The organism is Sphingomonas aurea (assembly GCF_030678875.1).
GTDB lineage: Bacteria > Pseudomonadota > Alphaproteobacteria > Sphingomonadales > Sphingomonadaceae > Sphingomonas > Sphingomonas aurea.
The window spans coordinates 309,309-328,132 of sequence record NZ_JAUUDS010000002.1 but is presented as its reverse complement, the minus strand read 5'-3'; the positions used below and the strand labels follow the sequence as shown (position 1 = coordinate 328,132).

Here is an 18,824-nt window from a genome sequence, read left to right as displayed (position 1 = left end):
CCGTGAGGGCCTGGACCATTGATGAACGTGGACCACATGGACGAGCGTGGAACCGAGCGTGCGGCGGCGTTGGCCTACTATGAGATCCTCGACAGCCCGCGGGAGGAGGCGTTCGACGAGTTGGCGGCGCTAGCCGCCAAACTGTGCGACACGCCAATTGCGGTCGTGAATCTGATGGCGGCAGACCGTCAATTCTTCAAGGCGGAGGTCGGGCTCGACGTGCGCGAGACGCCGTTCGATAGCTCGTTCTGCGCCAAGGCGCTGCACGAGGAGGACTTCCTCCTCGTGCCGGACACGACCAAGGATGCCAGGTTCGACTGCAACCCCCTCGTTGTGGGCGAGCCGTACATCCGCTTCTATGCAGGCGTGCTGCTGAAGACGCCAGAAGGCGTGCCGATCGGCACGTTGTGCGTGATGGACTTCCGTCCGCGCGAGATGTCCGCGCTTGAGCAGGAGACCCTGCGCGTGTTCGGCCGCCAGGTTATGGCGCAGCTTGATCTGCGCCGGACCGCGCTGGAGCGGGAGCGAGAGCAGGAGGCCGCCTTCGCGAGCGAGTCACGCTACCGGGTCCTGTTCGAGTCCATCGAGTCCGGCTTCTGCTTGGCGGAGGTCAGGCTTGGGGATGGAGACGCTCCGACCGATTACCGCATCGTCGAAGCCAATCCGGCCTTTTACCGACAGACCGGCTTTCCCGAGGCGATTCTGGGGCAATGGCTGCGCAGGGCCGCGCCGGGCCTGGAGGAGCATTGGTTCGAGACCTATGGGCAGGTCGCGCGCACCGGCGAGCCCATCCGCTTCGAGGACGGCGCGATCGCGCTGGACCGGTGGTTCGATGTTTCCGCGTTCCGGGTCGGCGAACCGGACGAGTACCGCGTCGCAATCCTGTTCAACGACATCTCGGCGCGACGCCTCGCCGAAGAAGCGCTGCGGCAGCTGAATGAGACGCTGGAGGACCGCGTTGCTACGCGAACTGCCGAGCGCGACATGCTGTGGCGCAACACGCAGGACATCCAGGTCACTCTCGACGGAGCGGGCCTGTTCCAGTCGATAAATCCCGCTTTCACCGCGATCCTGGGCTGGGAGCCCGACGATGTGCTCGGCAAGCCTGTCTTCGACTTCGTGCTGCCCGAGGACGAGGAACTGACCGATCAGGCGCTTCAGCATGCGCGGACGTCGGCGCTGCCGATCGTGGAGAACCGCTACCGGCACAAGGACGGCGGACTGCGGTGGATCTCTTGGGTAGCGGCGCCGGCGGAGGGACTGATCTACGCGAGCGGTCGGCACATCACCGCCGAGAAGGAGCAGGCTGCGGCGCTGAAGCAGTCCGAAGACGCGCTCCGCCAAGCGCAGAAGATGGAGGCGGTGGGTCAGCTTACCGGTGGTCTGGCGCACGATTTCAACAACCTGCTCACCGGCATGATGGGCAACCTTGAATTGTTGCAGTTGCGCGTCGCGCGCGGGCGGCTGGAGGACCTCGATCGCTTCATCAACGCGGCGCAGGGCGCGGGGCGGCGGGCGGCATCGCTGACTCAGCGCCTGCTGGCCTTCTCACGACGCCAGACGCTCGATCCCAGGCCTACGGACGTGAACAGGCTGATTCTTGGCCTAGAGGAGATGCTCCAGCGCACGATGGGAGCGACGACCGACATCGAGATCGTCGGGGCGGCGGGATTGTGGGCGGCCGAGATCGATGCCGGCCAGCTGGAGAACGCCATCCTCAACCTGTGCATCAACGGGCGCGACGCGATGCCGGGCGGCGGACGGCTGACGATCGAGACGGCCAATAAGTGGATCGATGACCGGACCGGCCGCGAGCGCGATCTCCCGCCAGGTCAGTACATCTCCGTGTGTGTTACCGACTCGGGAACCGGCATGAGCCCGGAGACGATCGAGCGGGCGTTCGAGCCCTTCTACACGACCAAGCCGATCGGACAGGGCACCGGTCTCGGCCTGTCGATGATCTATGGCTTCGCTCGTCAGTCTGGCGGGCAGGTACGGATATACTCCGAACTCGGGCAGGGAACGACCATCTGCATTTACCTGCCGCGCCATCATGGAGAGGCTGTGGACGAGGTGGGCAATGATGTTGCCGCCCTGGTGGAGGCGGGGTCGGGGCAAACCGTTCTGGTCGTGGACGACGAAGCCACGATCCGTCACCTGATCGACGAGGTTCTCGACGAGATCGGCTACACTGTGATCGGCGCGGCCGATGGCGCAGCCGGGATCAAGGTGCTGCAATCCGGCGCACGGATCGAGCTGCTGATTACCGATGTCGGCTTGCCCAATGGAATGAACGGTCGCCAGGTCGCCGACGAGGCGCGTCGGCTGCGGCCGGGGCTGAAGGTGCTGTTCATCACCGGCTTCGCCGAGAACGCCGCAGTCGGCAACGGACATCTCGAGCCCGGCATGGAATTGCTCACCAAGCCGTTCACGTTGGAGGCGCTGTCGGCCAAAGTGGCTCAGATGTTGAGCGGTTGATCGCCGATCCGACGTGGAGAGGCGTCTGCGGAGGTGTGAGTTTAGACCGACGCCGCTCGCTTATCTGTTGTCGCTGCGTGTCCCTCTAAACGCGGCGCACCAACTCAGCATGGCGGCATACCCGCGAGATGAACGAGCGGCCGGTTTCGGTTATTGCCTGAAAGGCACTGGACGGCCGACTTTGGGTCCGTGCTGTCACAATCGGCCGAGCAGCAGCCTTGAAACTTGACTGCTAGTTCAACTTCGTAACGGCCTAATCTCCCGGATGAGATCGATCAGCAGGCGCAGCCCGGTGGGCAGATGCCGGCGCCCTGGATAATAGACGTGGAAACCGTTTCCCGTCGTCGTCCAGTCCGGCAGGATCGCCACGAGCGTGCCGCGCTCGAGATGCGGGCGCAGCACCGCTTCCGTGGCGTAGACGATCCCGACGCCCGCCAGTCCGAACGCCAGCGCGGCGTGGCTGGCGTCCACCGTCAGCGGGCCGGGCGTCGCGATCGCGACCTCCTCGCCATTGCCTTCGAACTCCCACTGGTAGAGCTGGTCGTTGCCCAGCCGGATGCCGACGCAGCGATGGTTCCGCAGGTCCCGCGGATTGGCCGGCGCCCCGAAGCGGTCGAGATAGGACGGGGCCGCCGCCGCCATCCAGCGCAGATCCGGCGACAGCCGCTGCGCGATCATGTCCTCCGGCACAGTGCCGCCGTAGCGGATGCCCGCGTCAAAACCGCTGCCGACGACGTCGATCAGGCGATTGTTTACGCTGATGTCGACCGTGACGTCGGGGTAGCGATCGGCGAAGATCGGCATGACCGGTTCGAGCAGCAGGCCGACCGCATCCTCCAGCACGTTGATCCTGATCCGCCCCGCCGGCGCGTCGCGGTGGCGGTCGAGGGTCTCGCCTGCCGCCTCGATCGCCCGCATCGGCGCTTCGATCGCCAGGCGAAGCTCCTCGCCCGCCGCGGTCAATGTGACACTGCGCGTGGTCCTGTTCAGCAGTCTGACCCCGCGCCGCCCCTCCAGAGCGGTGATCGCGTGGCTGAGCGCGGAGGGGGTAACGCCCATCGCGAGCGCCGCCTGCCGGAAGCTGCCATGCCCCGCGATCGTGAGGAAATAGGCGAAGTCCGCGAGGTCGGCCCGGCTCAGCTGCATGGCGGTGGCGTACACCATTGTTGAGCGGCGTTCACCGGCTCGTTGCGGGTCCGCGCGCTAATCGCCCCGGGCGCAAGCGCCTACATTCAACTCCAGAACGGTCGTCACGGTGGCGATCGACCACTCAGGAGGCGTCCATGATCAAGCGGAGCCTGTGCCTGGCCGTGCTGCTGCTGCCGATCGGTACCGCGCACGCACAGAAGGGAGCTAACGGAATGACCATCGAGCGCAAGGCGGACATGAAGACCGTCGACGGCGGGACCGAGAACTTCACCGGCAAGGCGACCATCACCGGCCAGTTCCAGCGCGAGGCGCCGTCACGCGTCACCGGCGCGATCGTCCGCTTCGAGCCCGCCGCGCGCACCGCGTGGCACACCCACCCGGCTGGCCAGACGCTGATCGTGACCGAGGGCGTTGGCTGGACCCAGATCGCCGGCGGCCCCAAGCTGGAGTTCCACGCCGGCGACGTCCTGTGGTGCCCGGCCGAGCACAAGCACTGGCACGGCGCGACGCCCCACGGCGCCATGACCCACGTCGCGATCCAGGAGTCGGTCGACGGTTCGAACGTCACCTGGATGGAGAAGGTCAGCGACGAGGACTATCTTGCGCCGCTGGGCAAGGAGTGAGCCGGTGCCGCACGTCGTCGTGAAGCTCTGGCCCGGCAAGTCCGATGACCAGAAGCGCCGCCTGACCGACGCGATCGTCCGGGGCGTGACCGACACGCTCGGCTACGGCGAGGACGCGGTGTCGATCGGGCTGGAGGAGGTCCCTCCCGCCGACTGGACGGCCCGCGTCTACCAGCCCGACATTCTGGCCAAGTGGCCAAGCCTGACCAAGCAGCCCGGCTATGGCGAACGGCCGCCGGCGCGAAAGGACGCGCGATGATCTTCGACGAAGCATACACCCTTGCGGGCGGCGTCGCGATCCCAAAGCTGGGGCTCGGCACCTGGCGCATCGACGACGACGCCGTCGGTCAAGTCGTCCGCGCGGCGATCGCGATCGGCTTTCGCCACGTCGACACCGCGCAGGCCTATGGCAACGAGCGCGGCGTCGGCGAGGGGCTACGCGCCACCGGCGTGGCGCGCGACGCGCTGTTCGTCACCACCAAGCTCGCCGCTGAATCGAAGAGCTACTTGGACGCGAAGGCCCGCATCGACGGCTCGCTGCGGGCGCTCGGGCTCGATCACGTCGACCTGATGCTGATCCACAGCCCGCAGCCCTGGGCCGCGTTCCGCGAGGGCGGAGACTTCGATGCCGGCAATCTGGAGGCGTGGCGCGCGCTGGAGGAGGCGCACCACGCCGGCAAGATTCGCGCGATCGGCGTCTCCAACTTCGAGCGCGCCGACCTCGACAACATCCTGAGGCACGGCACGGTACGGCCGGCCGTCAATCAGGTGCTGGCGCATGTCGGCAACACGCCGTTCGACCTGATCGACTATTGCCGCGAGCAGGACGTGCTGGTCGAGGCCTATTCGCCGATTGCGCATGGCGCGGCGCTGGCCAAGGCCGAGCTCAAGGCGATGGCCGCGGGCTACGGCGTCGATGTTGCGCAACTGTGCATCCGCTACTGCCTGCAACTCGGGCTGCTGCCGGTGCCCAAGTCGACCGACCCCGACCACCTGCGCAGCAACGCGGCGGTCGACTTCGCGATCGGCGCGGACGACATGGCGCGGCTGACCAGCCTGTCGGGCGACGTCGACTATGGCGAGGCGAGCGCCTTTCCCGTCTTCGGCAAGCCGCGCCAGGTCCCCGCCGCGAACACCAACGGCTGATCGGCCGCTACTCTCCCACCAGTTCGAAAGGTCATCCGCCATGTCCGACGCTCATCGCTTTTCCGGCAAGGTCGCCTTCGTCACCGGCGCGGCGAGCGGCATCGGCCGCGCCACCGCACTCGCCTTCGCCGCGGAGGGCGCCCGCGTCGCCATTCTCGACCGCACCGAGGATGCGCTGGCCGACACCGCCGACGCGGTGCGGCGCGCGGGCGGCGAGGTGCTGGTGATCGCCGGCGACGTGTCCGAGCCCGATCACGTCGAGGCGGCGGTGGCGCGCGTGGTCGCGACATACGGCCGGCTCGACATCGCCTTCAACAATGCCGGCGTCGAGAACAAGGCCGCCCCGGTCCACTCGATCGAGCTCGCCGAATGGGACCGCATCCTCGACATCAACCTGCGGGGCACCTTCCTGTGCATGAAGCACGAGCTCGCGCAGATGGTACGCCAGGGCGGCGGCGTGGTGGTCAACACCTCGTCCGGCGCGGGCGTCCGCGGCGTCGCGGGCGGCGCATCCTACGCCGCCTCCAAGCACGCCATCATAGGCCTCACCAAGTCCGCCGCGCTCGACTATGCCAAACAGAACATTCGCGTGAATGCGGTCCTGCCCGGCAACATCGAATCCCCGATGATGGACCGCTTCACCGACGGCGACATCCAGAAGGCCATTGACCTGGAGCCGGTCGGACGCCTCGGCAAGCCGGAGGAGATCGCCGACGCCGTGCTGTGGATGAGCGCCGATCGCGGCGCGTTCGTCACCGGTGCGGCTATCTCAGTGGATGGGGGCTGGTCACTTTAATAAGCCGGGTCTCGGCTGATCCAGCCTTCAATTTGACGATTGTCGCTGTTGGAGCGCTTGGGATTCCATGCTTGCCGCGGATGAACAAGCGTCTGGTTCTGGCACGCTGACAAGCGGCGCCGAGCGTCCGAAACTGGGTCTTGTTACATCTTCCAAGTCCTGTGAATTGCCGACATCGACCGATCAGTCGCGCATGAAGCGCGCGAATGCATCCTTCCAGGCGGGGTGCCACCTCGACAGGGCCGGACGATTGTCAACCAGGTCTCGCGCCGCCCAGGCGATGCGCTTTGCGTCCTGTTCGGGCGTTGTCTCATTGTCCGGGCACAGGATGTAGAAGTCGCCGCAGGCGAGCCGCTCCATCATCAGCGCCACGACCTGTTCAGGCGTCCATGCGGCGGCGGGCTTTTCGGACAAACGGGACGCGGTCATGCCGGTCCAGGTGAAACCGGGGACGAGCAGATGAGCGCTGACCCGGTCACCGGTACGTTCGCGCAAGGTGTGGGCGAGCCCTTCGGTCAGCGCCTTCACGCCCGCCTTGCTGACGTTGTAGGCGGTGTTGCCGGGCGGTTGCGTGATGCCCTGCTTGGAGCCCGTATTAATCACCAGCGCTGGCGCTTCGCCATTGATCATCGCGGGGACGAACGCCTGGACGCCGTTGAGCACGCCGAAGAGGTTGACGCCGAGCACCGCGTCCCATGCAGCAGGGTCTGCGAAAGCGTCGCCGCCTGCACCGATGCCGGCGTTGTTCATCAGTATCGACACCGGACCGTGGTGCTCCACCACTGTCCGGGCCAGCGTGTCCATGGCGGCGCGATCGGCAACGTCGGTGGGCAGCGCGGTCGCACCCTCGATCGACGCAACCGCATCGTCCAGCGCCGCACTGGGGCGATCGACGAGCACGACACGCATGCCAGCCCCAGCAAAGGCCCGCGCCGCTGCCAGCCCAATGCCGCCGGCGGCGCCGGTTACGACCGCGACCCTGTCGGGCGCAATGGCAGCGAACGATGCCGCGCTCACCGGTTTACGCTCGCCATGGAGGCCTGGGGGTAGCGGGTGCCCTCGGCCGCTCCGGGCGGCAGCACCTCGTCAAGGCGGGCGAGGTCGGCATCGGCCAGCCGCAATTCTAGTGCGCCCAGATTGTCTTCCAGATACGTCCGCCGCTTGGTGCCGGGGATCGGCACAATGTCCTCGCCTTGACGCAGCACCCACGCGAGCGCCAGCTGCGCGGGCGTGCAACCTTTGTCGCCCGCCATGGCGCTGATCGCGGCGACCAAGTCGAGGTTCTTGCCGAACGCTTCGCCCTGAAAGCGGGGATGGTTGCGGCGGGTATCGCCTGCCTCGAGATCGTCGGACGATGTGATCTGGCCGGTCAAAAAGCCGCGTCCGAGCGGACTGTAGGGCACGAAGCCGATGCCGAGTTCGCGGCAGGTCGGCAGGATCTCGGCCTCCACGTCGCGGCTCCACAGCGAGTATTCGGTCTGAAGCGCTGTGATCGGGTGCACCGCATGCGCACGGCGGATAGTCGCGGGCGCGGCCTCGGACAGCCCGAGATACTTCACCTTGCCTGCCGCCACGAGCTCGGCCATCGCACCCACCGTTTCTTCGATCGGCACGTCCGGGTCGACCCGGTGCTGATAGTAGAGGTCGATGATGTCGAGGCCCGTGCGCCTCAGGCTCGCGTCGCAGGCGGCACGCACATAGTCGGGACGGCCGTTGACGCCCTTGAAGCTGCCGTCCTCGCCGCGAACGTTGCCGAACTTGGTGGCGACGACGACCCACTCGCGCCTCTGGCGCACCACGCGGCCGACCAATTCCTCATTGGCGCCGACACCATACATGTCGGCGGTGTCGAGAAAGTTCACGCCGAGATCGATCGCGCGGTTGATCGTGGCCATCGACTCTGCCTCGTCGCGGCCGCCGTAAAAGTCGGACATGCCCATGCAGCCAAGGCCCAGGGCGGACACTTCGAGGCCTTGCTGGCCGAGCTTGCGGGTCTGCATCGTATCAGTCCTTGTTGACCGGTGTGGCAGCGTCGGGGTGAAGGATGCCAGCTGAGCGGAGCTCTTCCCAGAAGGCAGGCGGGATCTTGGCCCGGAGCGCGGCGTGGTCCGCGAGGATGTGCGCCGGACTGGCGGTGCCGACGATCAGCGCAGACGCGACGTCGGGAGCGAGGCTGAATTGGAGCGCAGCTGCGACCAAGTCGACCCCGTGGCGGTTCGCGATTTCGCGCAGCATCGTCAGCCGCTCGCGCTTGTCGTCGGGGATCAGCGTGTTCTCCTCCCCGTAATTGTACCGTGGCTCGCCGCCCAGAAAGCCTGCGTTTAGAGCAGAGCCGACTACGAAGCTGACGTCCGCCGCGCGTGCTTTCGGAAAGAGCTGCTCCACCGCATTGGCGTGATCGACGAGCGAATACTGGCTGGCGAGCAGATGGACGTCGCTGTCCGCCGTCTCTAGGCAGCGCAGGATTGGCTGCGGACAGTTGACGCCCATGCCCCAAGCGTCGATCACGCCTTCCTTGCGCAACCGGGTCAGCGCCGGAAAGGCGCCTTTCTCCGCGACCGGCCACAGCGCTTCCCAGTTCTCCGGGAGGTACTTGTTGTCGGGCGACAGGTCGTGGACGAAAACGATGTCGAGCCGGTCCAGCCCGAGCCGCTGCAGGCTGTCCTCAATCGAGCGCAGCACGCCGTCGGCCGTATAGTCGAAGTGCGGCGTGTTGGGGGACGTGCCAAAGGGGAAGTATTTCTTCGATTGATTGTCACGGCTGGCGCGCAGCAGCTTGCCGACTTTGGACGATAGGATGAATTCGTTGCGAGGTTTGCGGGCCAGGAAGCGGCCAAAGCGACGTTCTGCGAGTCCGAGACCATACCAGGGCGACACGTCGAAATAGCGCACCCCGGCATCCCAGGCTGCGGCTAACGTCGCCTCCGCCTGCTCATCGGTCGCGAACTGGAACTCGTTGCCGATCGCCACGCCGCCGAGGCCGAAGTCATGTGGGGGACGGTAGTGCTGGGCAGGCATGACGGACCTCCTCGAGATAGAACGCGTAGAACCCTGTGGCGTGGCCATGTTTCCGCACGACCTTTGAAGGAGCGGGCAGATCGTCGAACCGTGGAAGAACGTGAGCCTGAAGGCAGCGCTGGCCCAGATGCATTCTTGGCACCTACATCAGGATGAACGAGTGAACGGAGTGGGGGGAGCGGTGAGCAGCTGCGAACGTCTGGGTATGGGTCGCTGTGGGCGCTGTTTGTGCTCAAGGAGCGATACTCGAAAGCACGAACTTCGCAGGTTGATGATGGTCGCGACTGGCTAAGCGGACGTCTCGCTTTCACCCAGTGGCGCCCAGGAAAGGCAATGCAGACTGTCGGTGCCTTTGACGTCCGTCATCGACGTTCTCACGGGATCAAGCGGTCGGCGCGGAGTCGTTCGAAGAGAGCGTAGAACGCATCGTCGGTGGGCTGGTAACGGGTGAAGCCCAGGCGACGGCTCTTGCTCATGTCCGTGACCACCTCAAAGGGACGGCCGAGGTCCGCGTCGGTATGCCAGGGGGAGGCCAAGCGGTCGAGGTCGTGTTCGACCAGCCTCTCGCGTTCCGCGATCTCACGCCACAGTCCGGCATCGTCTGTCATCTGCTCCTCGAGCGGCCGCACGGTGCCGTCGAACGGTGCCGCCTCCACACCGAACCAGTCGGCGATGCGGCTCCACATCCACTGCCAGCGGAAGACATCGCCGTTCACGATGTTGAACGCTTGGTTGTGCGCCGGCTCGGTCTCCGTCGCCCAGAGAAGGTGGCGGGCAAGCTGCGCAGCATCGGTCATGTCGGTCAGCCCCGACCATTGCGCGGCGGAACCGGGAAAGGTGAACGGTCGTCCCGTCTCACGGCACAGGGTCGCATAAACGGCAAGCGTAGTGCCCATGTTCATCGCGTTGCCGACCGCGAGCCCGATCACGGTGTGGGGGCGATGCACACTCCAGGTGAAGCCGTCGCGCTCTGCCGCGGCGAACACTTCATCTTCTTGCGCATAGTAGAAGTTGTCGACGTCGAGCCGCCCTTGCTCCTCCCGGAACGGAGTCTGCGGCAGCCTTCCCTTTCCATAGGCCTCGAATGGTCCGAGATAATGTTTGAGTCCGGTGACCAGCGCGACGTGGCGCGGACCGGTGGTCCCGCGCAGCCCCTCGAGCAGGTTGCGCACCATGGCCGAGTTGACGCGGATATTCTCCGCCTCGCTGTCCTGGCGCAACCAAGTGGTGATAAATACCGCGTTCGGATTTAGATCACCCAACGCCGTCGCGGTCCCCGCCGCATCCTGCAGGTCGGCCGCGATCGGCTGCACACCCGTCTGCGTAGTGGGGCGCCGGGCGAGGCCGTGTACCGTCCAGCCTTGCTCCACCAGCAGCGCCGCCGTCGCGCTGCCGACGATCCCGCTCGCGCCCACCACCAATGCCGTCTTCGTCATGGATGCTCCTTCTCTGCGTCAGAGCTAGGCATGGACGGCCGGCGCTTCTAGACGGCACCAATCAGGCCCCCAGGCACTAAAAGGTAACCACATGCAGCCCGGAACTCCGGATGAGGAATGGCGGGAGGATTGCGCCCCGCGCCGCGTGCTGGAGCTATTCGCGACCAAGTGGACCAGCATGGTTCTGCACACGCTCCATGCCCGTCATGACGGTGTTGCGCGCACCGGCGTACTTCAGCGCAGCCTGCCGGGCATTTCAAAGAAGATGCTGACTCAGACGGTGCGTGATATGGAGGCGAGCGGGCTGCTGAGCCGCCATGTTCAGAGCACGATCCCGCCGATGGTTGAGTACCGCCTAACCGATCTAGGCCGGCGCTTCGTAGAGCCGGTCGAGCTGCTCTACGGCTGGGGACGAGACAACCCCGATGCGCTGGATCGCTTGGTGCCTCGACGAAGCTCACGACGGGCGTAGTTGGGGCAACGGGCAGCTCACATGAACCAACGCCTGGAACTTGGGAGCCGAAGATTGGCTCTAAGCGACCATTGTTGGGTCGTCGGCATGCTTCTGATTTTAGCAGATGGTTCTTATCGGCTTAGCCGCTGCCGGGTGAGACGAGGATCCTCATAGAGGTCGCGGCAGGCACGCAGCCGGAACCGGTTCCACCAGCGCTGCCACCGGTGCTCGGCGGCAGCGTGGAGGGTCTGGCAGCGTTGGCATAACGCCTTGAGATTGCCGGGCGTGCTGTTGCCCGGATCATGGTCAAGATGCGCGCAGGCAAGTACCACCTTGGTCATCCGCACCGCACCGAGCGCGATCCCGGTTCTGATCGCGTTGCGCCGGCCGCGATCGCTCCGCCAGCAGCGCGCCTCGCCATCCCTCCAGCGCCCATCGCCGAGATGCGCGACACGGCGCAGATGCGGCCGTCCGCATTGTTCGCAGCGCGCGCCGGCGCGGCGGAAGCGCACAGTCGCCGACAGCTGCTGCCAGTCTATCGGGTAGAGCCAGCGGTTCTCGGGGCGGATCGGCATGCCAATTCTATGAGTCAGTTGTGGGCAGAGCAAAAGGGAATCTTCCGGCGAGGTGATCGTTCGGTGGACGAGCTACTCAGATGAGACGGGGTGGGTGTAGCTTCTATCCTACGCTTGGTTGTGACGCAGGCCTTTGAGAATGTTGCCTTCGGTCGACAGGTAGTTGTCGCAATAGTCAAAGCGCGGCGTATCTGCGAACAGCAGGTAGTAGTATTTCATCTGCTCGGACCACCAGTAACCGGGGCAGTGATCGGCCTGACGCTTTGGCGTGACTGTCACGTCGGCTAGGTCCGTGTAGCCATAGGGAGCCTTGTTCCACCGCTTCATCGCCTCATAGTGGAGGCGACCAATCTCGCGCCAGCGTGGGTTTCGATCGATCAGCCAGAGTGTGAAGGCCGCGTCGGCGAGTTCGGGGCGCAGTGCGTTGGTGACCTGGGTCGGTCGTGATGTCGCATAGTCATAACCTTCCGGCAGGACACCATAGCGCGCCTGCACCTTGGCCCAGCTCTCGGTGTAGGCGGCACCCTGTTTGAGCGCGCCACCCTGGCCAAGCAGGCCACCATAGAAGGAGGCGAGCTCGTCCTGCTCGGTCGAGACCACGGCGCCGCTCTCGAAATCGACGTCGGCGAACCACAGCTGATGGTCCTTCCAGACCTGCTGATGCTTAAGGATGGCGGCAGTGCATACATCGTACATGCGCTTCCATTCGGCATCGCCGAACAGCTGCCAGCTATCCCACAAATACTCGAAGAAGCTGTCGCAATAGGAGCCGATCGTCGCGGTGCGGGAGCGCCAAGCGCCGCTCAGCACGTCGATCTTGGTCGCCACCAGATCGAGGGGCGAGCGCCGCTCGAAGACCGCGATCATCGCCTTGCGTGCGGCTGCCGCATAACGAGGATCACCGGTCAGGCGGCTGAGCGTGCCCCATTCGGGCAGATAGGTGGCAATATCGGCAGGACTGGTGACCGCCTCGCGCGGCACGCCGGTTCTGAGGTTGATGAAGCGGTAGGGCATGCCGGTCGGCGTCGCGAAGGCCGGCAGCAGCCGGTCCGCCAGATCGCGCGCCTTGGCGAGCAACACCGCGTCGCCGCACGCGAGGTGGGCGGAGAGCAGCCCGCCGACGAGACGGATCGATGTCTCAAACACCGAGACCTCGCCATCGACGTTTGCGTCGAAGTGGGTTTTGACCCACGCGACGCCGTCCTCGAACCGGGAGTCGAGACCCATCACCCACAGCGTGTCGAGCGCCTCGATTAGGCTGAGCCCCAGATGATGCGTCTTGAGCGGAAAGCTCGAGAAGGTGCCGCTCACCGGCTTGATCTCGTCCTTGCCCCAGGCACGATCACGGTAACAATCCCAGGACCATGCCATCTGCGCTTTCACATCCCCTGCTAGCGCACGCCACCGCGCGTCGTCTCGCGCGTAGGATGAATCCGATATCGCTGTACCGGTCAGCGCAGTTGCCGCGCCGATGACGGTTCGCCTGGTAATCTGCACTCGGCCTCATCCTCTTTCGTTGCGACTTTATGCAGAGGAATGCAGCCTGCTGTTCCCGACGTCTACCGGCGGTGATTGCTACAGGCTCATCCGAAAAGGGTAACCGGCTGACCCACTCGGCGAGGAACTGCCGTTCAACCAGATTAACGAAGGTCCGGAAGTGAGAGGCGGGGAAGGGCGCTCGGATGTCGACTTGTGGGTCTCAGTGGAAGCGCTCACCTCGAGCGAGCTGTTCGAGTATTAGCTGCATCCTGCGCGCTCGCATTTCCGGCCGCTTGGCCGTCTGGAGCCGGTAGTAGATGGAATATAGGTTCTTGCGGTCGAGCGTCCGGAAGAACGCTTCAGCCTCGGGCAGAGCTGACAGGGCTTCTAAGAAGTCTGATGGGATGACCATGGCGGCCGAGCCCTCGTAGGCGAAGTTCCAGCGCCCATCTGCGCGCGCGGCCTCGACATGGGCGAGCCCAGCCGCAGTCATGCGCCCTTCAGCTATCAGCCGGTCTGCGTGATCACGGTTTTTAGCGGACCAGCTCGATCCTGACCGGCGCGGCGTCAGGCGCTGAAGGTAGGAGCGCTCGTCACCTGGCCGCTTCAAGCCGTCGATCCAGCCGAAGCGGATCGCCTCCACGACGCACTCGGTCCATGTGACCGATCGCTGTCCCGAAGCGGCCTTGTAGATGCGCACCCAAAGTTCGTCGCTCATCGCGTGGTGCTCAGCGAGCCAACCCGCGAGATCCTCAGGGGCCTCGAACGCAAGGGCATTGGCTTGAATGATCGTCATTGCCTGAAGCTAACCAATGCTCATCCTTCGGAGAAGCAGTATGGCGTTCCTCCCATCCTCCCACGCTTGGCGAAGCGTGCCTCTCCCGCCAGCTATGCCGTCCCTGCCAGCTCTCCTTCATCGACGTCCGCCTCTGCCTCAGCATCGACGCCGCGCTCCAGCCTAGCTTCGTCGGCGGCGAGAGCCGCGGCATCCTGATCCGTGATCCCGAACCTGGCCGCAACATCTGGCGCAAAGCGCAGCAGGTCCGGGCGGAGGCGCAGCAGGCTGAGATCCTTGGATTTGCCCTCCATCATCACATCAAACACCAGCCCTTCGGCCATGCGCATGAAGGTCGCGAATTCGAAAGGATTGGTGAAGTCGGCATGTCCCGTCCAGATGGGCGGACGCAGCACAGTCTTCACGCGGGCGGTCGGCTTGACCGGCGCCTTCAGCAATTCACCGTTCTTAGCCTTCGCCTTGCCCGCCTTTGCTGCGGCACGCGCTTTGGAGGTGATCTTCTGCTTAATCTCCCGCAGCTCCGTACGTGGAGAGGAGAAATGGATCTTTGGTCGCACGCCAGTAGGCCAGGTGGCGAGAAAACGTTCCAGCGTCTGGCGCATATCCAGCCGCTCAGGGTTGAGGCACCACATGTGCTGGTAGTCGAAGATCAGCCGAACGCCGGTGCGCTCGTGAATCCACAGCACGTCGGCAGCCGAGAAGCGGATATCGTCATTCTCCAGGACAAGCCGGCGCCGGACGTGCTCGGGGCATTGCTCCCACCCCTCGATCCAGCGGGCGCGGCTTGCCTCGTGATCGTCGTACACGCCCCCGACGTGGGTGATCATCACCGCTTCGTCATCCAGTCCCATCCTGTCGAGCATCTCGGCCTGGCTCGACAGATCCCAGATACTCTTCTTTGTCAGCTCCGGATTGGGCGAGTTGAGCAGGACGTACTGCGACGGGTGGAACGACAGTCGGATGTCGTACTCCTTCGCCTTGGTTCCAAAGGCGCGAAGCTCCGCATCGCTATCCGCCACCATCGAGTGGAACTGCGGCATGTCGGGATGAGTGGCATAGGGGGCGATGTCCGAGGACAGCCGGTACATGTCGAGCTTCTCGGACTTGAGGTAGTCGAGCACCTTGTCGAGCACCTTGTCGAGCAGCTCCAGCGAGCATTTCAGATGCGGATCCTTCTGCCACCGCCGTGTGTCCTGGCTCTTGAGGTCGGGCCTGCCCATTACCTTGACGGGGAAACCGAGACGCAGGGGACGGTTCGTGCCGGTCATGCTTCTACCTGTGCTTGGGGCAGGCCGAGGCCTGCTATAAACTCGTTCCAGACGGCGATTGGCAGCGCGCCGCCGGTGGCCTGAGCATGCCCATTGCCATAGCGCCCGTCGGCGCTGGCCGGTCGGTGCTCGGCCAGAAAGGCTATGAGGTCGCGACCGCTTGCCGAGCGTGCGGCGAAATGCACCCACCCAGCCCGGTAGCCCCGGTTGGCGGCGATCACGATCTTGTCCTTAAGCCGGCCGCGCCACTGCTGCGCGATCAACGGGTGGATCTGACATGGCGAGTTGAGCGCGATCAGCGCAACGTCGCCTGCGACGAGCGGGGGCACGCGCTTGCCCTCGTCCATCGCCGCGCGGACCTCCGCCTTGGCGGCATGGAGCGCCTCGGCATCGGCGTCGTCACCCTTGGTGATCCGTTTGGGACCATCCGCGCTCAGCAGAAGGCGGAGCGCCGGGCCGGCGTCGGCCGCCGCCGTCCGGCGGGGCGCGTTGATCAACGACGTCGCATCTCGCAGCGCCGTCTTGCCCCAGCGCACTTGTGCTTCGGCTAGTTCCGGAAACTCCGAACCTTCCGCCATGTCACCGATCAGGCCGATGGCTGCCAGCCATAGGAGATCCGACTGGTTGCCCAGTGCCCCTGCCGCCCACCACGCCAGCAGCGCCGATGTCGGCTCGGGATCGAGCCCGTTGCCGCTGATCGTTATGGCTTCTTCAGGCTCGCCCGTTGGCACGTGATGGTCGATCACCAGGGTAGGGCAGCCGGGAAGCACAGGCTCCGCTCGGGTGCCGAGGTCCGTCACGATCAGGCCTGTGGGCCCCAGCGCCCGAAGGCGGTTGCGGGTATCTGCTTCCCATGGCGATCCGGTTTTACCGATCACCATCGGTTCCGCGGCCCAGCCCGCTTGGCGAAGAGAGCGTATGAGCATCGCGGCAGCGCCAAGCCCATCCGCATCGAAATGGCTAAGCACGATAACAGGGCCATGCTGTCCGAAAGAGGCGAGTGCGTCGGCCATGGCGCTTCGCGCTGCGGCTCGAACGTCATCCTCTTGAGAAAGCCTGCCGATCATCGCCATGCAACGCAGTATGAGCCACGCGGCTCCGGCATCTTCTTCAAAGGCAGGGTTTAGCCTGTGGTACGCCGCCGCCTGCAGCCCGTCGATCTCATCTCAGCTGCTTGCGCCTCGGGCGCGTGTTATGGTGAGGCTGAACGAACGGCAGAAAGCGGGAAGTCGAAGCTGGGCCACGACTGTCTGATTGGGGGTCGCACGAGATGTGGTAGCTCACGGATTGGCGATCATGCTTGACGTAGGTTGTGCGTACAGCCGGCTTGGGTCGCTGCGAGCTTGTGTCTGGCTCGCTCGGTCATCGTTGGCCACGAGCACAGTTGTTCCAAGCTGATCCACGCTTATACTCGGACAAAACGGAGAGTGGATAATGCGCCTTCTGATCGCGGTTGGTCTAGCCGCTGCCGCAATCGCGTCCTCGCCGGCGGTGGCGCAGTTGCCAGACACGATCCTCTATGGTGTAGCCTACTACGACGAATACACTCCGGTCGATCGGGTCGAGGAAGACGCTCGGATGATGAAGGCGGCCGGCATAACGGTCGTCCGCATAGCGGAGTCCACATGGGGGACACTTGAGCGGCAGCCCGGCGTCTTCGACTTCAGTCATATCGATCGGATGCTCGCGGCCATGCATCGCCAAGGCATAAAGGTCATCGTCGGGACACCGACCTATGCGGTCCCGACATGGTTGGCGCGTACCCATCCGAACGTGCTGGTCGTCACGCCGCAAGGACGTGCCGATTACGGCCGGCGGCAGAACATGGACATCACTGATCCAGATTACCGCGCTGCTTCGGAGCGGGTGATCGTCGCGCTGATCGATCATGTGAAGGATCATCCGGCGGTCATCGGCTACCAGCTCGATAACGAGACCAAGGCCTATAACACCAGCGGTGCCAATGTGCAGGCAGCGTTCGTGGCGTCGATGAAGGCCAAGTGGCCAAGCCTGGACGGGCTCAACAAGGCGTACGGCCTGGATTATTGGAGCAACCGGATCAACACGTGGGAGGACTTCCCTTCCGTCAACGGATCGATCAACGCCAGTCTGTCAAATGCCTTTGCCGCGTTCCAGCGTAGTCTCGTCACCGATTTCCTTGCCTGGCAGGCAAAGCTCGTCCGTGCCCATGCGCGCCCCGGACAGTTTCTGACGCAGAACTTCGATCTTGGCTGGCGTGGCTATTCGTTCGGCATACAGCCGGAGGTCGACCACTGGAAAGCTTCTCAGGTGCTGGATATCGCTGGCATCGACATCTACCATCCCAGCCAGGATAAGCTGACCGGTGCCGAGATTGCATTCGGTGGCGATGTGACGCGATCGATGCGCAATGGCCAGAACTACCTCGTGCTGGAAACGGAAGCGCAGGGCTTTCCAGATTGGACGCCCTATCCCGGGCAGTTGCGGCTACAGGCTTTCAGTCACTTGGCGTCCGGCGCGCAGATGGTCGCGTATTGGCACTGGGCAACGACCGCTAACGCGATTGAGACCTACTGGCGCGGATTATTGTCGCAGGATTACAAACCAAACGCTGTGTATGCCGAGGCGTCGACGGTCGGCGCCGATCTGAAGCGCATCGGGTCGAAATTGGCCGGGATGAAGAAGCGCAATCGCGTCGCCATTTATGTCAGCAATACCGCACTTAGTGCGTTCGACTCTTTCAAGCCGAATGGCGGCGTCGACTATAATCAGGTGCTACGTCCATTTTACGACGCATTGTACCGGATGAATGTGGAGGTCGACATCCTATCTCCGAACTCCACTGCCAAGCTCGACGATTACAAGCTCATCGTTGTGCCCGCGCTTTACGCTGCCAGTGACGCAGAAATCGAGAGACTTAACGGCTTTGCCGAGCGTGGCGGTCATCTACTCTACACGTTCAAAAGCGGCTTTTCCGATGAGAACACCAAGGTCCGCTACGCGACGCAGCCCGGTGCGATCGCGAAGGCGGCTGGCGTGACCTATCAGCAGTTCACGATACCCGAGGGCGTCACGCTGGAGGGCGACCCCTTTGGCGTTGGTGAGAAGGATAATACCGCGCGGTGGTGGATGGAAATGTTGAAGCCAACCACCGCCAAGGTCGTTGCGCGCTACAAACATCCGTCATGGCCGGCGTTTGCTGCGATAACACGTAACGCGTGGGGCAGGGGCGAAGTCAGCTATATCGGCTTCATGCCGAGCGACGCGCTGATCGAGAAGATCATCGCTGCGGCGGTGGACCGTGCTGGAGTGCAACCTAGCCAGCCTGGCGTACACTTTCCGGTGATCGTGAAAAGCGGCACGTTGAAGAACGGGCACACGGTGCGCTACGTCATGAACTATTCCGCAATGCCGCAAAGCGTCGTGGCTTTGCAAGATGGCACCGACTTAATTCGGTCAAAGGTGATTGCTCGCGGTCGACCGATTGACCTCGGGCCTTGGGATGTTGCAATCATTGAGGAAGATGGCCCTGGCAAGTAAGTGTGCGTTCGCACAATCGGCTAAGCTAAACGACATCTGCAGCACAAGTCACGATGTTGCAGGGGCTGTCCATCCCATCACGTCATT

Annotated in this window: 17 protein-coding genes; 7 read left to right on the top strand and 10 right to left on the bottom strand. The window is 64.3% G+C overall.

The features are described from left to right. The first annotated feature begins 21 nt into the window (after positions 1-21). On the top strand, positions 22-2,478 hold the full coding sequence (locus tag Q5H91_RS07540; protein ID WP_305172758.1) for a PAS domain S-box protein: 2,457 nt from the start codon (positions 22-24) through the stop codon (positions 2,476-2,478). Positions 2,479-2,715: 237 nt separating this feature from the next. Here the strand turns inward: Q5H91_RS07540 and Q5H91_RS07535 are convergent, their stop codons facing one another. After that, complete coding sequence (locus Q5H91_RS07535; protein ID WP_305172757.1) at positions 2,716-3,624, bottom strand: LysR family transcriptional regulator; 909 nt, start codon at positions 3,622-3,624, stop codon at positions 2,716-2,718. Between the two features lie 137 nt (positions 3,625-3,761). On the opposite strand from Q5H91_RS07535, the gene Q5H91_RS07530 reads away from it, so the two are divergent. Genes Q5H91_RS07530 through Q5H91_RS07515 form a run of 4 tightly spaced genes read left to right on the top strand, consistent with a single transcriptional unit; the run spans position 3,762 to position 6,192 of the window. Further along, on the top strand, positions 3,762-4,250 hold the full coding sequence (locus Q5H91_RS07530) for a (R)-mandelonitrile lyase (RefSeq protein WP_305172756.1): 489 nt from the start codon (positions 3,762-3,764) through the stop codon (positions 4,248-4,250). Positions 4,251-4,254: 4 nt separating this feature from the next. Beyond that, positions 4,255-4,509: a tautomerase family protein gene (locus tag Q5H91_RS07525; RefSeq protein ID WP_305172755.1), complete on the top strand. Its 255-nt coding sequence runs from the start codon at positions 4,255-4,257 to the stop codon at positions 4,507-4,509. Beyond that, entirely contained in the window at positions 4,506-5,396 is an 891-nt protein-coding gene (locus Q5H91_RS07520; protein ID WP_305172754.1) for an aldo/keto reductase, read from the top strand. Before Q5H91_RS07525 ends, Q5H91_RS07520 begins: the two co-directional genes overlap by 4 nt. 40 nt (positions 5,397-5,436) lie before the next feature. Next, the gene (locus Q5H91_RS07515; protein ID WP_305172753.1) at positions 5,437-6,192 is read left to right on the top strand and encodes an SDR family NAD(P)-dependent oxidoreductase; all 756 of its coding nucleotides are present in this window, start codon (positions 5,437-5,439) and stop codon (positions 6,190-6,192) included. A 183-nt stretch (positions 6,193-6,375) separates the two neighbouring features. Here the strand turns inward: Q5H91_RS07515 and Q5H91_RS07510 are convergent, their stop codons facing one another. The 4 genes from Q5H91_RS07510 to Q5H91_RS07495 all read right to left on the bottom strand — a co-directional run bounded on the left by Q5H91_RS07510 (position 6,376) and on the right by Q5H91_RS07495 (position 10,646). Further along, positions 6,376-7,209 carry an SDR family NAD(P)-dependent oxidoreductase gene (locus Q5H91_RS07510; RefSeq protein WP_305172752.1) on the bottom strand — a complete coding sequence of 278 codons (834 nt, stop codon included), beginning with the start codon at positions 7,207-7,209 and terminating at the stop codon, positions 6,376-6,378. Then, the gene (locus Q5H91_RS07505) at positions 7,206-8,192 is read right to left on the bottom strand and encodes an aldo/keto reductase (protein ID WP_305172751.1); all 987 of its coding nucleotides are present in this window, start codon (positions 8,190-8,192) and stop codon (positions 7,206-7,208) included. Before Q5H91_RS07505 ends, Q5H91_RS07510 begins: the two co-directional genes overlap by 4 nt. A gap of 4 nt (positions 8,193-8,196) precedes the next feature. Continuing rightward, entirely contained in the window at positions 8,197-9,210 is a 1,014-nt protein-coding gene (locus tag Q5H91_RS07500; RefSeq protein ID WP_305172750.1) for an aldo/keto reductase, read from the bottom strand. Between the two features lie 374 nt (positions 9,211-9,584). After that, positions 9,585-10,646 (bottom strand): SDR family oxidoreductase, encoded by a 1,062-nt coding sequence (locus tag Q5H91_RS07495; RefSeq protein ID WP_305172749.1) that lies wholly within the window; start codon positions 10,644-10,646, stop codon positions 9,585-9,587. 91 nt (positions 10,647-10,737) lie between these two features. Between Q5H91_RS07495 and Q5H91_RS07490 the strand changes: the two genes are divergently transcribed. Further along, on the top strand, positions 10,738-11,118 hold the full coding sequence (locus tag Q5H91_RS07490) for a winged helix-turn-helix transcriptional regulator (RefSeq protein WP_305172748.1): 381 nt from the start codon (positions 10,738-10,740) through the stop codon (positions 11,116-11,118). Positions 11,119-11,231: 113 nt separating this feature from the next. Here the strand turns inward: Q5H91_RS07490 and Q5H91_RS07485 are convergent, their stop codons facing one another. The 5 genes from Q5H91_RS07485 to Q5H91_RS07465 all read right to left on the bottom strand — a co-directional run bounded on the left by Q5H91_RS07485 (position 11,232) and on the right by Q5H91_RS07465 (position 16,291). Beyond that, a complete protein-coding gene (locus Q5H91_RS07485; RefSeq protein ID WP_305172747.1) occupies positions 11,232-11,675 on the bottom strand; it encodes a hypothetical protein in 444 nt (147 codons plus the stop codon). 108 nt (positions 11,676-11,783) lie between these two features. Continuing rightward, positions 11,784-13,172: a glycoside hydrolase family 47 protein gene (locus tag Q5H91_RS07480; protein WP_305172745.1), complete on the bottom strand. Its 1,389-nt coding sequence runs from the start codon at positions 13,170-13,172 to the stop codon at positions 11,784-11,786. 202 nt (positions 13,173-13,374) lie between these two features. Continuing rightward, positions 13,375-13,950 carry a YdeI/OmpD-associated family protein gene (locus Q5H91_RS07475; protein ID WP_305172743.1) on the bottom strand — a complete coding sequence of 192 codons (576 nt, stop codon included), beginning with the start codon at positions 13,948-13,950 and terminating at the stop codon, positions 13,375-13,377. Positions 13,951-14,042: 92 nt separating this feature from the next. Next, the gene (gene uvsE, locus Q5H91_RS07470) at positions 14,043-15,218 is read right to left on the bottom strand and encodes a UV DNA damage repair endonuclease UvsE (RefSeq protein WP_305172742.1); all 1,176 of its coding nucleotides are present in this window, start codon (positions 15,216-15,218) and stop codon (positions 14,043-14,045) included. Further along, on the bottom strand, positions 15,215-16,291 hold the full coding sequence (locus Q5H91_RS07465) for a single-stranded-DNA-specific exonuclease RecJ (protein ID WP_305172741.1): 1,077 nt from the start codon (positions 16,289-16,291) through the stop codon (positions 15,215-15,217). The genes uvsE and Q5H91_RS07465 overlap by 4 nt, the downstream gene beginning before the upstream one ends. 361 nt (positions 16,292-16,652) lie before the next feature. Between Q5H91_RS07465 and Q5H91_RS07460 the strand changes: the two genes are divergently transcribed. Continuing rightward, a complete protein-coding gene (locus tag Q5H91_RS07460; protein WP_305172739.1) occupies positions 16,653-18,737 on the top strand; it encodes a beta-galactosidase in 2,085 nt (694 codons plus the stop codon). Positions 18,738-18,824: the final 87 nt, after the last annotated feature.

Coding starts and splice junctions, on each gene's coding strand:
- Q5H91_RS07540 (WP_305172758.1), top strand. CDS start 22: ATGAACGTGGACCACATGGACGAGCGTGGAACCGAGCGTGCGGCGGCG.
- Q5H91_RS07535 (WP_305172757.1), bottom strand. CDS start 3,624: ATGCAGCTGAGCCGGGCCGACCTCGCGGACTTCGCCTATTTCCTCACG.
- Q5H91_RS07530 (WP_305172756.1), top strand. CDS start 3,762: ATGATCAAGCGGAGCCTGTGCCTGGCCGTGCTGCTGCTGCCGATCGGT.
- Q5H91_RS07520 (WP_305172754.1), top strand. CDS start 4,506: ATGATCTTCGACGAAGCATACACCCTTGCGGGCGGCGTCGCGATCCCA.
- Q5H91_RS07515 (WP_305172753.1), top strand. CDS start 5,437: ATGTCCGACGCTCATCGCTTTTCCGGCAAGGTCGCCTTCGTCACCGGC.
- Q5H91_RS07505 (WP_305172751.1), bottom strand. CDS start 8,192: ATGCAGACCCGCAAGCTCGGCCAGCAAGGCCTCGAAGTGTCCGCCCTG.
- Q5H91_RS07500 (WP_305172750.1), bottom strand. CDS start 9,210: ATGCCTGCCCAGCACTACCGTCCCCCACATGACTTCGGCCTCGGCGGC.
- Q5H91_RS07495 (WP_305172749.1), bottom strand. CDS start 10,646: ATGACGAAGACGGCATTGGTGGTGGGCGCGAGCGGGATCGTCGGCAGC.
- Q5H91_RS07490 (WP_305172748.1), top strand. CDS start 10,738: ATGCAGCCCGGAACTCCGGATGAGGAATGGCGGGAGGATTGCGCCCCG.
- Q5H91_RS07485 (WP_305172747.1), bottom strand. CDS start 11,675: ATGCCGATCCGCCCCGAGAACCGCTGGCTCTACCCGATAGACTGGCAG.
- Q5H91_RS07475 (WP_305172743.1), bottom strand. CDS start 13,950: ATGACGATCATTCAAGCCAATGCCCTTGCGTTCGAGGCCCCTGAGGAT.
- uvsE (WP_305172742.1), bottom strand. CDS start 15,218: ATGACCGGCACGAACCGTCCCCTGCGTCTCGGTTTCCCCGTCAAGGTA.
- Q5H91_RS07465 (WP_305172741.1), bottom strand. CDS start 16,291: ATGGCGATGATCGGCAGGCTTTCTCAAGAGGATGACGTTCGAGCCGCA.
- Q5H91_RS07460 (WP_305172739.1), top strand. CDS start 16,653: ATGCGCCTTCTGATCGCGGTTGGTCTAGCCGCTGCCGCAATCGCGTCC.